Source organism: Bradyrhizobium sp. Ce-3, assembly GCF_022835695.1.
Lineage (GTDB): Bacteria > Pseudomonadota > Alphaproteobacteria > Rhizobiales > Xanthobacteraceae > Bradyrhizobium.
This window is the reverse complement of the sequence record NZ_BQUV01000003.1, coordinates 358,609-372,234: the sequence shown is the minus strand read 5'-3', so window position 1 is coordinate 372,234 and position 13,626 is coordinate 358,609. Positions and strand designations below refer to the sequence as shown.

Sequence of the window (13,626 nt, the reverse complement as noted above, 5' to 3'; positions counted from 1 at the left end):
GCGACGCTGGCAGTCCCGTCATCCCGAGGAGCGCATAGCGGCGTCTCGAAGGATGCACGGCCACGGTCGGGCCGTCGACCCTTCGAGACGCCGCTCTGCGGCTCCTCAGGGTGACGGTGATAGAGACGAACCCGCGATCTCTCCCCATCGTCGTCCCTGCGAAAGCAGGGACCCATAACCACAGGCTTTCGTTGTTGAAGCGAGCTGCGGCTCCGACGCCAGCTCAGCCGCGCCGCTTCTGCTTCGGCTTCTTGCCGAACTTCGGCTTCGCCGCCACGTCCGGCCATTGCGTGTGTCCGGCCTGCGGCTTGTTGCGGTGTTTCTTTTTCTTCCCGAACTTCGGCTCGGTATCGAATTTCGGCTTGTGCTCACGGTCCGGCTTGCCGCGCCGCTTCGCGGCCATGTCGTCACGCGGCTCGTCGCGGCGCGGCGCGCTGTGTGCGGCGTCGTGCCTGTCGCGCCAAGAATCTTGCCTGGTATCGGGTCTGGGATCGTGCCTGGTATCGTGCTTGGTATCGTGCTTGGGCTTGCGCGCCGGCATGTCCGGGGAGGCCTGGCGCTGCGGCGCGTCGGCCAGCGGCTCGATCCGGATGCTGTCTTCCTTGTCGGGACGCTTGATCTTCAACGCAAAGGAATCCGCGACCCTTGCTGCGATCTCGAACTCGGTGGTGGTGTCCGAGATCTTGATGGCGCCGATGTCGCGCTTGTCGATGCCGCCGCGGCGGCAGATCATCGGCAGCAGCCAGCGCGCCTCGGCATTCTTGCGGCGCCCGATCGCGGCGCGGAACCAGACGGTGGCTTCCTCGATGCCGTGACGCGGGGACTTGCCGGTCTTCGCGCGCGGCCCGGCGGCACGATCCTCGCGGCGCGAGGCGCGGTCGCCGCGGCGATCGTCGCGGTCGCGGCCGCGGCCCTCGCCGGGATCGAGAATGTCTTCGGGCGCGGGCAGCCGCGCGCGATAGAACCGGGCCAGCGCCGCCGCGATCGCCTCGGGCGAGCGTTCGGCAAGCAAGGCTGCCGCAAGCACCTGATCGTCGGAGGTCACCTCCTCGGAGAACACCGCGTCCTGCAGCAGGCGATCATGGTCGAGCTTGCGGATTTCCTCCGCCTGCGGCGCGGAGCCCCAAGCCACGTCGATGCCGGCGAGATCGAGCAGCAGTTCGGCACGCCGCCGCCGTGCCGGCGGCACCAGCAGGATGCTGACACCCTTGCGCCCGGCGCGGCCGGTGCGGCCCGAGCGATGCTGCATGACCTCCGGGTCTTTCGGCAGATCGGCGTGAATAACGAGATCGAGGCTCGGCAGGTCGATGCCGCGCGCCGCGACGTCGGTCGCGACGCAAACACGGGACCGTCCGTCGCGCAGCGCCTGCAGCGCCTGGGTCCGCTCGTTCTGGGTCATTTCGCCCGACAGCGCGGCCACCGAGAAGCCGCGCTCCAGGAGCGCCGCCTGCAAATGCCTGACGGCCTCTCGCGTGTTGCAGAACACCAGCGCGCTCGGCGCCTCATAAAAGCGCAGCACATTGACCACCGCGTGCTCGACATCATCGGCGGCGACCCGGATGGCGCGATACTCGATATCGGCGTGGCCGCCCTCGTCGCCCGCGACCTCGATCCGGAACGCCTGCTGCTGATACTGCTTGGCCAGCGCGACGATGCCGCGTGGGAACGTTGCCGAGAACAGCAGGGTGCGGCGGGTGTCCGGCGTGGTCTCGAGGATGAATTCCATATCCTCGCGGAAGCCGAGATTGAGCATCTCATCGGCCTCGTCGAGCACCACGACCCGCAATCCCGAGATGTCGAGACGGCCGCGCCGCAAATGGTCGCACAACCGGCCGGGCGTCCCGACCACGATGTGGGCGCCGGCGGCAAGCTCGCGCTGCTCGCGGCGCGGATCCATGCCGCCGACGCAGGAAACCACACGTCCGTCAGCATGTTCATAAAGCCAGGACAGCTCGCGCTGCACCTGCAAGGCAAGCTCGCGGGTCGGCGCGACGATCAGCGCCAGCGGCGCGGCGGCCGGCTCGAACCGCTCGCCGCCCTCAAGCAGGTCCTTTGCCATGGCCAGGCCGTAGGCAACGGTCTTGCCCGAGCCGGTCTGGGCCGAAACCAGCAGATCGCGGTCGACGGCGTCGTCCGCGACCACGGCGAGCTGGACGGCGGTCGGTTGTTCGTAGTTGCGCTCAGCCAAGGCGCGAGCGAGCGGCGGACTTGTGGTCGGAAAGGGCACGGGATGGGAAACCTTGATTGGTCCGGGCGCAGAACGTCGAGCGGGACGACCTGGAAGCTGCGACCCCGGCAGGCGGCACAGCCGCATGACGATTTGGCGCTGCTTTACGCCAAGACCGACCAAATCGCCATGCCTCGATGGCCTCCCAAGGCGGAAAAGGTGCCGGATCAGGCCGGCTGCCCCAGCGGAGCCGGGCTGCCGGCGATCCGGTCCACCAATCCGGACAGCCGCGATCGTGGTGGGCCGGCTGCGGCGATCAGCCCCCGCGCGCCGGTGAGCGCGTCCGGAACCAGCTCGCGGGCCAGCAGCCGCTCGCGCTGATACGGGCCGGGCATGCGGAGCGCGCCGGTTGTCGCGGCCGAGAAGCCGAAACGGTCATAATAGGCGGCATCGCCGACCAGGATGACGGCACGGTGGCCGAGCCGCTGCGCCCGCTGCAAGGCCTGCCGCATCAGCGCGGCGCCGATGCCGAGGCATCGCGCATCTTCCGCCACCGCGAGCGGGCCGAGCAGCAGACAGGTGTGACCGGTACCGGTCACGACCGGCCACAGCCGGACGGTGCCGACCAGCCGGCCGGCACGGCGCGCGACTAACGCGAGGCCGCGCGCATGCTTGCGGCCCTCGCGCAGCCGCTCCGAGGTCCTGGCCAGGCGGCCAGGACCGAATGCAGCGTCGAGCAGACTCTCTCGCGCTGCCACGTCCGAACGGCGTTCCTGACGGATCGCAACCGGTTTGTCGTTCGGAGAACCAAATGACGACATCACGCCACCCTCGCCAGGTAGATGAAGACCTCGTCGAGATCCCGGCACTTGAAGCGCTCGGCGAGTTCGGCCGGACGTCCCATCGCGACGACCCGGCCATGGCTCATGATGACGACGAAGTCGCAAAGCTGCTCGACCTCGGTCATGTTGTGCGAGGACAACAGGATGGTGGCGCGGCGGCGCTTCTGATAGGCGGTGAGCCGGCTGCGCACCCATTCGGCACGATCAGGATCGAGCGAGGCCGTCGGCTCGTCGAGCAACAGCACGTCGGGATCGTTGATCAGCGCCTTGGCGATCGCGACGCGGGTCTTCTGCCCGGCCGAGAGCCGCCCGGTGACCCGGTCGAGCACATCGCCGAGCTCGAAATCCTCGATCAGCTCCTCGATCCGCGCCTTCAGATCGGCGACGCCATAGAGCCGGCCGAACACCGTCAGGTTCTGCCGCACGGTGAGCCGCCCCGGCAGCGCGACATAGGGACTTTCGAAATTCATCCGGCCGAGCACCTTGTGCCGCTCGGTCGCCATGTCGTGGCCGAGCACCATGGCACGGCCGAAGCTCGGCACGATCAGGCCCATGATCATGGCGATGGTGGTGGTCTTGCCGGCGCCGTTGCCGCCGAGCAGACCGACGGTCCAGCCCTTCGGCACGATGAAGTTCACGTCGTCGACCGCCCAATGGCTGCGGTACTGCTTGCAGAGGTCCTCGACCGCAATGGCCGGCGCCTCATCGTCAGCGGGGCTCACGGGCGCATGGTCCTGCGCGGGCGTGGCGTTCGGCGACACCGGTGTCAGATGTCTGCGGGGCAAAAAGCGTTCGATGCGGCTCATGGATCTCTCCCCTTACTCGCCCATGGTGAGCAGGCCGCCCTTGTGGCGGGCGCTGTGCAGCAGGGCGACGAATGTGGTGAAGCCAATGCCGAGATAGACGGCATTGAGTGCGAGGCATTCGAGCATCAGGTCGGTGCGGAAGCTGCCGTCGAGCAGCACGGCGCGCATGCCCTCGAACACATAGGTCGGCGTCAGCGACCAGGCGACCGGGTGCAACCAGAGAGGCAGCGCCGCGACCGGATAGTAGACGCAGCACAGCGGCAGCAGCACGATCATGATCGAATAGGCCAGGCTCTCCGCACCGAAGCCCTGCCGGATCACGAGGCCGGCAATGACGAGCCCGATCGCCCAGCTGGTCAGCACCAGGTTGAGGAAGAACAAGATCAGCCCCGGCCCCATCGCAAACACGTTGAAGCCGAACAGCACGAACGTCAGCAGCAGCACCGGCAGCGTGCCGATCACCAGCCGGATCAGGCTCATCAGCATCAGCGAGGCCGCAAGCTCGAAAGGCTGCAACGGGCTCATCATCAAATTGGCGAGGTTGCGCGACCATATCTCCTCCAGGAAAGTGAAGGTGAAGCCGAGCTGGCCGCGAAACAGCACGTCCCAGAGAAGGACGGCGCCGAGCAGCAGGCCGGCGGTGGAGGCCATCGCCGATTTGCTGTCATAGAGGTAGGTGTAGAGGAAACCCCACACCAGCATCTGCATCGCCGGCCAGTAGACGATCTCGAGCAGCCGCAGCCATGACGAGCGCAGGATGTAGTAATAGCGCGCCGTCATGGCGGCGATGCGGTTCAGTGACTGTGACATGGCACGCACCCGTTTTGCTGAGGTCAATCGAACTCGCGGCGGATCGGGCGGCGTTTGCCGACCTTGGGCGGGAACGCCAGCAGCGCATGGGCCTGCACCCGGACCGGATGCTCGAGGCAGGCCGCGAGCAGATCCTCCAGATGCGCGACCGAGCCGTGCAACCGCGACATCGGCATATCCTGGCCGAGCACGACGCGCGCCTCGACGAGGTCGACGCCGCGCTGCACGATCTCGAACTGCGCCAGATGCAGATTGCAGTCGAACATCCAGCGATAGGTCGCATCGAGAATGCTGCCGGCCGGCACCTTGCGGCCACAGCGATTGACGAAGGCATCGTTGAGCCGGCCGTCGATGCTGGCGATCTGCGACCAGTTGATGTCGGACGGTGTGGGATTTTCCGGCTGGGTGATGTAATCGCCCTGGACGTAGCGGATGAACGGCATCGCCTCGTTGAGCAGATTGGTGATCACGGCGATGCCGGACTGCCCCGGAGCTTGAGGCTCCATCGTGATGGGGTCGAGCACGTCGAGATGCACGGTGTCCTCGCAGACGTGGTACTGGCCGTTGGGCATTTCGAGCGCGATCCGCGTCGCCTCCTCGGAGGAATATTCGTCGAGCACGGGCACGCCGAGCTGGCGCGACCATTCCTGACGCGCGGCGCGCGAGGAGTATTCCGAATGCGTCACCGCGAGATTGAGCGAGGAACGGAACTCGTCGACATGCGGCATCAGCGCATCGAGGCTCGACGGATACAGCGACAGGATCTTCGGCCCGAGATAACGCAGATGCTGGGCGACGCGCGCCGGCGGGATCAGGTTCGAGATGAAGGCGGTCGGATAATCGCCGCCGATCGAATCGAACCACCACGGCACGGTGTAGACATGCGCGAGCAGATCATCAGTGCGGTAGTTGCCGCCGCTCTGCATCGCGAACTGGCGGACGCCCTGGATGGTGTCGGTGATGACGGCGTCATAGTCGACGCGGATCAGCAGGGTCTGGCCGGACGAGCCGGACGAGCGGGTCGGAAACAGGTTTTCCGGCTTGTACTTCTTGTTGACGCACTGGTCCGGGAAGGCCGCGACCAGCTCGGGCTTGGTGATCACAGGGATCTTCTGGATGTCGTCATAGTCGCGCAGATGCTCCGGCTTGAAGCCGGCCGCGTCATACTTGGCGCGATAGACCGGAATGTCGCGATAGGCGAGCTCGACCAGCTCCTTGATGCGGGCGAGCTGCCGCGCGCGGATTTCCGCCACCGGCAGATAGGGATGCCGCATGCATTCGCCGAGATAGTTCGCGGTGGCCGCGACGAGCTCCGGCGCGGCGTCGTCGGACGGCTGGAAATCCGGACGGGTGTGCTCGGTCTCCCAGAACTGGCGCTGCGGCACGCGGGCGGGTTCAACCGCGGCTGGGACGAGGGACGCGGCGGCCTGATCGTGCTCCGGCACCAGGGCAAGGCCGTCATCGGAAGTGCTGATTGCAAGGGTGGACGTCATCTTCAGCTCCATGATTGACGGGAGGACCGCCCGTTCATGGCGCTATCAATGGCGCGCGGCGCGCGTGGCCGCCGTGACACGCGTCACACGCGATCGCAGCCCGGAACGCAGCCGCGTAGGGCGGGTTAGGCGAAGCCGTAACCCGCCATCGCTCCATCGCGTCGCGGCGGGTTACGCTGCGCTAACCGCCCTACAAGGCTGATTACTTTGAGCGACTACTTGCCCCACGTCGCCTTCCTGACCCGGCCCTTGCCGCCGCATTTCTTGCATGGCTCGGGATAGATCTTCCGTCCCGGCTCTCCCGGTTGCTTCACCACTGGAAAGCCCGTCCCGTTACACGCGTCACACTTCTCTTCATCGGAAACAAGATGCTTCACCATCAAACGCCCCGGATTTGAAAAAATCCGGAAGCCCGCGGGCGCGGACTTCCGCCACCCGTTGATTACGAACGGCGGCAGGTCGCGGTTTCATGATGCATGGCTGCGCTGCTTGGCAGCGCAATTCAGCAATCGAGGGAACGACACCGGCACGATCGCCGTTGTCCGCTTCACCTCCGACGCTACGTCACTTCGCCTTCAGCGCCTTGTCGTGGCTCTCGAGCGCTGCGCTCATCAGCTTCGGCAATTGCGCGGCATAGACCTCGATGAAGGTGGCATCGCCCCAGGCCTGCGGATCGCGCGCGGCCTGCTCGGCGACGCGCGCGGCCTTGGCCTCGCACTTCGCGAACATGTGCCAGAACCAGTCCGGACTCTTGCCGAGCGCCGGCTTGTGCTTCTTGATGACGGCGGCGCCGACCGCGCTCATCGCGCTGACGACGCCGGCGCCCAGCGTGCTGATGGCGTGCGCGTTGAGGATATCCTCGCGCCCCTGCGCGGTGGCGGCGGTCGCTCGTCCGGTCGTTCGTGCCTTGGCCGGCATGCTCAAGCTCCTTGTCGATCCCTGGTCGGTGCCCCTGCGGCGCGCGAAGCATCGGCCGCGGAAGTTGAGGAAGGCTCAAGGGGCATGGTTGAAAACCGCTATGGATTTCATTCCGGTTTTAGGCGCTTCCGAGCTATCGGCCCGGAGGGGTTTTCAAGCCTCCCCTCCGCCGCCCGATCCGTCAGGAACCGTTACCCTTTGGCGCCGTAGCGGCGGATCAGCTGGTCGGCGACATCATCGAGATTGCCACCGACCACCTGCGGCTGCGGACCGACGCCGAGCACATCATTGCCGGGCCGCTTGATCAGCGCGGCCTCCCAGCCGGCGGCGACCGCGCCCAGCGTGTCCCAGGTGTGGCAGGCGATCAGGCAGAACTCCGACGGCTTGGCACCGAGTTCCTTTTCGACATAGCCATAGGCCTGCCGCGACGGCTTGTGGTGCTTGACGCCGTCGGCGGAGAAGCGCCGCTCGAACAAATCGACGATGCCGCCGTTGGTCAGCTGCCGGGTCTGCACCTCCAGCAGATTGTCGGTCAGCGTGAACAGGCGAAAGCCCGCCGCGCGCAGCTTGCGCAACGCCGCCGGCACTTCGGCATGCGGCGGCATGGTGGAGAATTTCTCGGTCAGCTCCTTCTTGTCTGAATCGTCGATCCTGATGCCGCGCGTATCCGCGAGCATCTTCATGACCGCTGCGCCGATATCGGTGAACGGCACGTAGCAGCCGGCCACCGTGAGCGACGCCGAATACATGATGAAGTTCGCGAACCAGAGCCGCATTGCGCTCTTGTCGTTGAAGATGCGCGCAAACACCGGCTCCATGGTCTCGAGGTCGAGCAGGGTCTCGTTGACGTCGAACACGATCAGAGGAAGCGCCATTTCTGGTCTCCGATTGTTGGCTTGTTGGTCTCTTTTTTGAGCGTGATCTCCGCGCAAACGCGTTCCGCGTTTGTCGCGAGGGAAAACCGCTTCGCACTTTTCCGGATCATGCTCCCCTGTCCTTGATCCGGCTGCGGTGCGCGGCCTGCTTGGCGCGGTTGCCGCAGATCGCCATGCTGCACCATCGGCGCGCGCGCGCCCTTGTGTGATCGGCAAACATCAACGTGCAGGCCGGGCCCTCGCACGCCTTGATGTCGGAAAAGCTTTCCTCACAGACGACCCTGGCCATCGCTTCCCCGATCGGCAGCAGCAACGTTTCAGCCGAACGCCAGCGCCGCGTCCGCTCCAGCGCGAAGCCGTCATGATCGTCGTGACGATGCGGCACGATCCGGCTGAATGCCTGATCGCTTGCGAGCAGCCGATTGAGCGGCTCCAATTCCCTGAGCGCACGCGGCGCCAACGGCGTGCCCCTATGCTTGCGCACGAAGCCGCGGAACCATTCGCGCAGATCGCGGGCCTGACCCGCAACATCATCGAGCTCGCCCGGCTGCGCGCGCGCTGCCAGCTCGTCGAGCACGCCTGACGGCACCAGCTTCGCCTGCGCCAGCCAGCGCAACAGGCCGCCACCATCGGCGATCCAGTCCACTGGCGTATCGACCGGGGTCGCGATCGAATTGATGAAGTCGAGGCCCAGGCTGTCGGCGATGAACATCGCGGGCGGGTGGGATTGCACGGCTGGACCTCCTGGGGGCGCTTTCGACCCGGTCAGAAATAACCGCCTAAAAGCATGTTGACAAGTTACGAACATTGGAGCATAAGTGTCGTAACCTGTCAAATATCATTTTACAGGTTACTATCTGAGGCAAAGGGAGCGGACAATGTCGAACAAGGATGTCAGCGTGGTGCTCGCCCATGGCGCATGGGCCGACGGGTCAAGCTGGGCGCGGGTGATCACGGCGCTCGACGCCGAGGGCATCGCCGCGGTGGCCGCACCGCTACCGCTGACTTCGCTTGCGGACGATGTCACCGCGCTGAACCGCACGCTGGATCGCGCCGAGGGGCCGGTCGTGCTGGTTGGCCACGCCTATGCCGGCGCGGTGATCGCCGAGACCCGCGCGCCGCGCGTGAAAGCGCTGGTCTATGTCGCGGCGCTGGCGCCCGACGAGGGCGAGACCGTCGCCGACGTGTTTTATCGCGCACCGCCGCATCCGTTCGCGCCGAAGCTCGCGCCCGATGCCAACGGGCTGATCTGGCTGCCGGAGGCCGCCTTCGCGTCGGCATTCGCGCAGGGCGCGCGGCCCGAGGACCTCGCGGTGCTCGCCGCCGTGCAGCGGCCGATCTCGCCGGCCTGTATCACCGTGCCGGTCGGCCGTCCGCTCTGGAAGGACGTACCGAGCTGGTTCCTGGTTGCCGAGGACGACCGGATGATCGCGCCCGAGACCCAGCGCAGCATGGCGGCGCGGATGAAGGCTGTGATGCGATCACATGCCGTCGACCACACCCCGATCGTGACGGCACCGAAGCTCGTCACCGACATCATCCGGGAAGCGGTCAGCGCGGTTGCCGGGCAAATCAAGTCCTGACCGCAAGTCTCGCCAACATCACGATCACAAGGAGTGACAAATGTCTGAGGTCAAGTATCGCACGGCCGACGTCGACGGCTTCAAGCTGTTCTATCGCGAAGCCGGTTCACCCGGCGCGCCGAAACTTCTGCTGCTGCACGGCTTCCCGAGCGCGGGACATATGTTCCGCGATCTGATCCCGCAGCTTGCGGACAAATTCCACATCGTGGCGCCTGATCTGCCCGGCTTCGGCCAGTCCGACATGCCCGCGCGCAACAAGTTCACGTACACGTTCGACAGCATCGCGGCTGTGATCGATCGCTTCACCGAGGTGATCGGCTTCGATCGCTACGCGGTCTATGTGTTCGACTACGGCGCGCCAACCGGCTTCCGCCTCGCCATGAAGCATCCGGAGCGGATCACCGCAATCATCTCGCAGAACGGCAACGCCTATGAGGAAGGCCTCAGCGACGGCTGGACTCCGATCAAGGCCTATTGGCAGGATCCCTCGCCGGCGAACCGCGAAGCGCTGCGCGCCTTCCTGACCCCGGAGACCACGCGCTGGCAGTACACCCATGGCACACCGGATCCGCAGGCGGTGTCGCCGGACGGCCAGAACCTCGACAATTACTACATGGCGCGGCCCGGCGCGCATGACGTGCAGCTCGATCTGTTTGGCGACTACAAGAGCAACGTCGCGCTCTATCCGGCCTTCCAGAGCTACTTCCGTACCCATCAGCCGCCGTTCCTCGCGGTGTGGGGCAAGAACGACCCGTTCTTCCTGCCGCCGGGTGCCGAGGCCTTCAAGCGCGACAATCCGAAGGCGGTGGTCGAATTCTTCGACACCGGCCACTTCGCGCTGGAAACCCACGCCGCCGAGATCGCGCAGGCCATCCGCGAGTTCCTGAACCGCTGAAGGTGACGGCAGCGACAACTCTATCCGCGTCATTGCGAACGCAGCGAAGCAATCCATAGCCCGCACAGCGGAGGGATGGATTGCTCCGTCGCTGTCGCTCCTCGCAATGACGAACCTCCCGATCCACCAAGGACATGCATATGACCGAATCCGTCGCCATCGTGACCGGCGCAAGCTCCGGCATCGGACGCGCCACCGCGCAGCGGCTCGCGCGGGATTTTTCCTCCGTCGTCCTCGTCGCGCGCAGCGGCCAGAAGTTACGCGACGCGGGCCAACAGATCGAAGCTGCCGGCGCCACGCCGCTGGTGCTCGATCTCGACCTTGCCTCGCCGACCGCCGCCGACGACGTGGTCAAGGCGGCGCTGGATCGCTTCGGCCGCATCGACGCGCTGGTCAACGTCGCCGGCGCGGTGCCGGGCCTCGATCTATTCGAGATGACCGACGCACAATGGGATGCAGGCCTCGCGCTCAAGTTTCACGGCGCGAGGCGGTTGACGATCCGCGCCTGGGACGCGCTGAAGGCGTCGCAGGGCACCGTGATCTTCACCTCCGGCAATGCCGCCGTGCTGCCGCGCGCCGGAGCCGCGGCGGTCGGCACGATCAATGCCGCGATCGAGGCATTGGCAAAGGCGTTCGCCGAGCGCGGCATCGACGACGGCGTGCAGGTGAATTGCGTGTCGCCGGGCGCCATCATGACCGGACGCCGGCTTGCGATGCTGGAGAAAGCCGCGGCCACGCGGCAGCTCGATCTCGACACCGCCAAGGCCGGCTTCCTCAAGCAGGCCGGCATCACGCGCTTCGGTGCCCCGGAAGAGATCGCCGATCTCGTCGCCTTCGCAGTGTCGCCGCCGGCGCGCTGGATGACCGGCACCGTGCTGCGCATGGATGGCGGCGAGATCAGGACCGTGTGAGACGCACCATCTCTGTGATCCTGCCTTCCCCTTCCCCCTGAAAGGGGGAAGGTCGGGATGGGGGTCAACCGCAGGCGACGGTGCGAGTGGGGAGCGCAGATCCCCACCCGCTTTGCTCTGACGAGCAAAGTGACCTCCCCTTTTCAAGGGGAGGTTTGGATTGCGAATGGCCCGAGTGAACGTCTGCTTGACGGCGCGGGTTCCTGTGCGGAAGCTCAACCGGATCGACATCAGAGCGAGGTCACGCCAATGCCAACCTACACCTGCACCAGTGCGCAAGGCCGCCTCAGCGCGGAGCAGAAGGGCCGGATCGCGGGCGAGATCACCCGGATCCACGCCGAGGTGACGGGCGCACCGAGCTATTTCGCGCAGGTGATCTTCAGCGAGGTCGCTCCCGGCAACTGGTTCATGGGCGGCGTCCCGGTCGCGCATGACCACATCTTCGTCTACGGCCACATCCGTTCCGGCCGCGCCGCGGTCGACAAGACGCGCATGATCAGACTGATGGCGGACGCGGTGGGAGCCGCGGCCAATGCCGACAGCAAGCGCGCGGTGTGGGTCTATCTCAACGAGTTGCAGCCGCGGCAGATGATCGAATTCGGCCATGTGCTGCCCGAACCCGGCGACGAGCCGGCCTGGACCGACGCGCTGCCGGAAGCGGACCGCAATTTCATGCAATCGATCGCGAAGCGGCGTTGAAGGGCTACGCCCCCGTCACGCGCCAGATCACGTTGCCGACGTCGTCGGCCACCAGCAGCGAGCCATCGGGGCCGAGCGCGACGCCGACCGGGCGGCCATACGAGACCTTCTCGTCGGGCGCGAGGAAGCCCGACAGAATGTCGCGTGCGGGCCCCGAAGGGCGGCCGTTCGTGAACGGCACGAAGACCACCTTGTAGCCCGACAGCGTCGAGCGATTCCACGAGCCGTGCTGGCCGATCACCATGCCGTCGGGGAAGCCCGGCAGCGTGCCTGCGGGCATCCAGCACAGGCCGAGCGAAGCGGTGTGGCCGCCGAGTGCGTAGTCCGGCTGGATCGCCCTGGCGACCAGCGCCGGATCCTGCGGCACGCGGTCGTCCACCGTCTGGCCCCAATAGCAATAGGGCCAGCCGTAGAAGCCGCCGTCGCGCACCGAGGTCAGATAGTCCGGCGGCGTCTCGTCGCCGATGCCGTCGCGTTCATTGACCACGGTCCACAACACATTCGTGCTCGGCTCCCATGCGAGCCCGACCGGGTTGCGCAGGCCGCCGGCGAAGATGCGGCTGGTGCCGGCCGCGAGATCGAGCTCGTAGACCGCGGCGCGGCCTTGCTCGACCTCCATGCCGTTCTCGGCGATGTTGCTGAGCGAGCCGACGCCGGCATAGAGCTTCTTGCCGTCGGCGCTCGGCAGCAGGCTGCGGGTCCAGTGCCCGTCGGGCTTGAAGGTGACGAGCTTGCGTCCCTCTGCCGTGATGCGATCGGCGCCCGCGGTGTAGGGAAACGCCACCACGCCGTCGGTGTTGCCGACATAAAAGGTGTCACCGATCAGCGCCATGCCGAACGGCTGCCGCAGGCCTTCCATGAAGGCACCGCGGCTCTCGGCGACGCCGTCGCCATCGCGGTCGCGCAGCAGCGTGATGCGGTTGGCGCTGACGCCGAGCGCGGCGGCACGGCGCATCGTCGCCTGCATCGCGTAGTGGAACACGCTGCGCGGCGTGCCGGCGATCTGGGTTGCCTCCGCGATCAGGACATCGCCGTTCGGCAGCACGTTGATCCAGCGCGGGTGATCGAGCCCGGCAGCAAACGCGTTGACCTTGAGCCCGGGCGCCGCGCTCGGAAGCTGGCCCTTGTCCCAGCCGCGCGCGGTCGGCATCTTCAGCGTCGGGATCGCGCCCTGCGATTTCGCGGCCGGAATTTGCGGCGCGCTGCCCCAGGCCGGTGCCGGCTCTGCGCCCTGCATCCGCCGCCACGCCACGGCGCCGGCCCCGATCGCCGCGACGACGCGGGCAAAAACTCCAGACGTGCTCATGAACTTCCCCTGTACTTGCACCGTGTTGCCAGGCATTGCCGGCCGCGGCCCGCACGAGCATTCGCATAATGCCGGGCCTGATGACAGTAATTATACGATCTTCGCAGCCGCCCTCGAATCGGCGAGACTGGCCTTACGCTCCCTTGTCAGAGCGTTTTCCTCCCTGAGACCTTGCCCGCCCCGGTCGGCGGGCTTCCTTTTCCACAGCAGCTGTTGTTTCGAAGCACCGCGCGCGGGCGCGACCGCGGCCGTTATAGCTGGAAAAGCATAGCGGGGCTGCGGCGGATGCATCGGACCGGGCATAGCGGCGCACGCCCGGCT

The 13,626-nt window shown here is 66.4% G+C and carries 13 protein-coding genes; 4 read left to right on the top strand and 9 right to left on the bottom strand.

What is annotated here, in order from left to right:
* Positions 1 to 223 precede the first annotated feature (223 nt).
* The 8 genes from BRSPCE3_RS12820 to BRSPCE3_RS12785 all read right to left on the bottom strand — a co-directional run bounded on the left by BRSPCE3_RS12820 (position 224) and on the right by BRSPCE3_RS12785 (position 8,623).
* Positions 224 to 2,227 carry a DEAD/DEAH box helicase gene (locus BRSPCE3_RS12820; protein ID WP_244066170.1) on the bottom strand — a complete coding sequence of 668 codons (2,004 nt, stop codon included), beginning with the start codon at positions 2,225 to 2,227 and terminating at the stop codon, positions 224 to 226.
* 167 nt (positions 2,228 to 2,394) lie between these two features.
* Positions 2,395 to 2,988, bottom strand: coding sequence for a GNAT family N-acetyltransferase (locus tag BRSPCE3_RS12815; protein ID WP_244066169.1), 594 nt, complete (start codon positions 2,986 to 2,988; stop codon positions 2,395 to 2,397).
* Entirely contained in the window at positions 2,988 to 3,815 is an 828-nt protein-coding gene (locus tag BRSPCE3_RS12810) for an ABC transporter ATP-binding protein (protein ID WP_244066168.1), read from the bottom strand. Before BRSPCE3_RS12810 ends, BRSPCE3_RS12815 begins: the two co-directional genes overlap by 1 nt.
* Positions 3,816 to 3,827: 12 nt before the next feature.
* Complete coding sequence (locus BRSPCE3_RS12805; RefSeq protein WP_244066167.1) at positions 3,828 to 4,625, bottom strand: ABC transporter permease; 798 nt, start codon at positions 4,623 to 4,625, stop codon at positions 3,828 to 3,830.
* 23 nt (positions 4,626 to 4,648) lie between these two features.
* On the bottom strand, positions 4,649 to 6,118 hold the full coding sequence (locus BRSPCE3_RS12800) for a phenylacetate--CoA ligase family protein (protein WP_244066166.1): 1,470 nt from the start codon (positions 6,116 to 6,118) through the stop codon (positions 4,649 to 4,651).
* 564 nt (positions 6,119 to 6,682) lie between these two features.
* Entirely contained in the window at positions 6,683 to 7,036 is a 354-nt protein-coding gene (locus BRSPCE3_RS12795) for a hypothetical protein (RefSeq protein ID WP_244066165.1), read from the bottom strand.
* Positions 7,037 to 7,227: 191 nt separating this feature from the next.
* Positions 7,228 to 7,911 carry a haloacid dehalogenase type II gene (locus tag BRSPCE3_RS12790; protein ID WP_244066164.1) on the bottom strand — a complete coding sequence of 228 codons (684 nt, stop codon included), beginning with the start codon at positions 7,909 to 7,911 and terminating at the stop codon, positions 7,228 to 7,230.
* A 106-nt stretch (positions 7,912 to 8,017) separates the two neighbouring features.
* A complete protein-coding gene (locus tag BRSPCE3_RS12785) occupies positions 8,018 to 8,623 on the bottom strand; it encodes an ABATE domain-containing protein (RefSeq protein WP_244066534.1) in 606 nt (201 codons plus the stop codon).
* Positions 8,624 to 8,789: 166 nt separating this feature from the next.
* Here BRSPCE3_RS12785 and BRSPCE3_RS12780 point away from each other — a divergent pair, with 166 nt between their 5' ends.
* The 4 genes from BRSPCE3_RS12780 (at position 8,790) to BRSPCE3_RS12765 (ending at position 11,999) form a co-directional block, all read left to right on the top strand.
* Positions 8,790 to 9,494: an alpha/beta fold hydrolase gene (locus BRSPCE3_RS12780; protein WP_244066163.1), complete on the top strand. Its 705-nt coding sequence runs from the start codon at positions 8,790 to 8,792 to the stop codon at positions 9,492 to 9,494.
* A gap of 40 nt (positions 9,495 to 9,534) precedes the next feature.
* A complete protein-coding gene (locus tag BRSPCE3_RS12775; protein WP_244066162.1) occupies positions 9,535 to 10,389 on the top strand; it encodes an alpha/beta fold hydrolase in 855 nt (284 codons plus the stop codon).
* Between the two features lie 140 nt (positions 10,390 to 10,529).
* Positions 10,530 to 11,300 (top strand): SDR family oxidoreductase, encoded by a 771-nt coding sequence (locus BRSPCE3_RS12770; protein WP_244066161.1) that lies wholly within the window; start codon positions 10,530 to 10,532, stop codon positions 11,298 to 11,300.
* A 249-nt stretch (positions 11,301 to 11,549) separates the two neighbouring features.
* Complete coding sequence (locus BRSPCE3_RS12765; protein WP_244066160.1) at positions 11,550 to 11,999, top strand: 4-oxalocrotonate tautomerase family protein; 450 nt, start codon at positions 11,550 to 11,552, stop codon at positions 11,997 to 11,999.
* Positions 12,000 to 12,003: 4 nt separating this feature from the next.
* Here BRSPCE3_RS12765 and BRSPCE3_RS12760 read toward each other — a convergent pair whose 3' ends face one another.
* Positions 12,004 to 13,305, bottom strand: coding sequence for a sorbosone dehydrogenase family protein (locus tag BRSPCE3_RS12760; protein WP_244066159.1), 1,302 nt, complete (start codon positions 13,303 to 13,305; stop codon positions 12,004 to 12,006).
* Positions 13,306 to 13,626 lie beyond the last annotated feature (321 nt).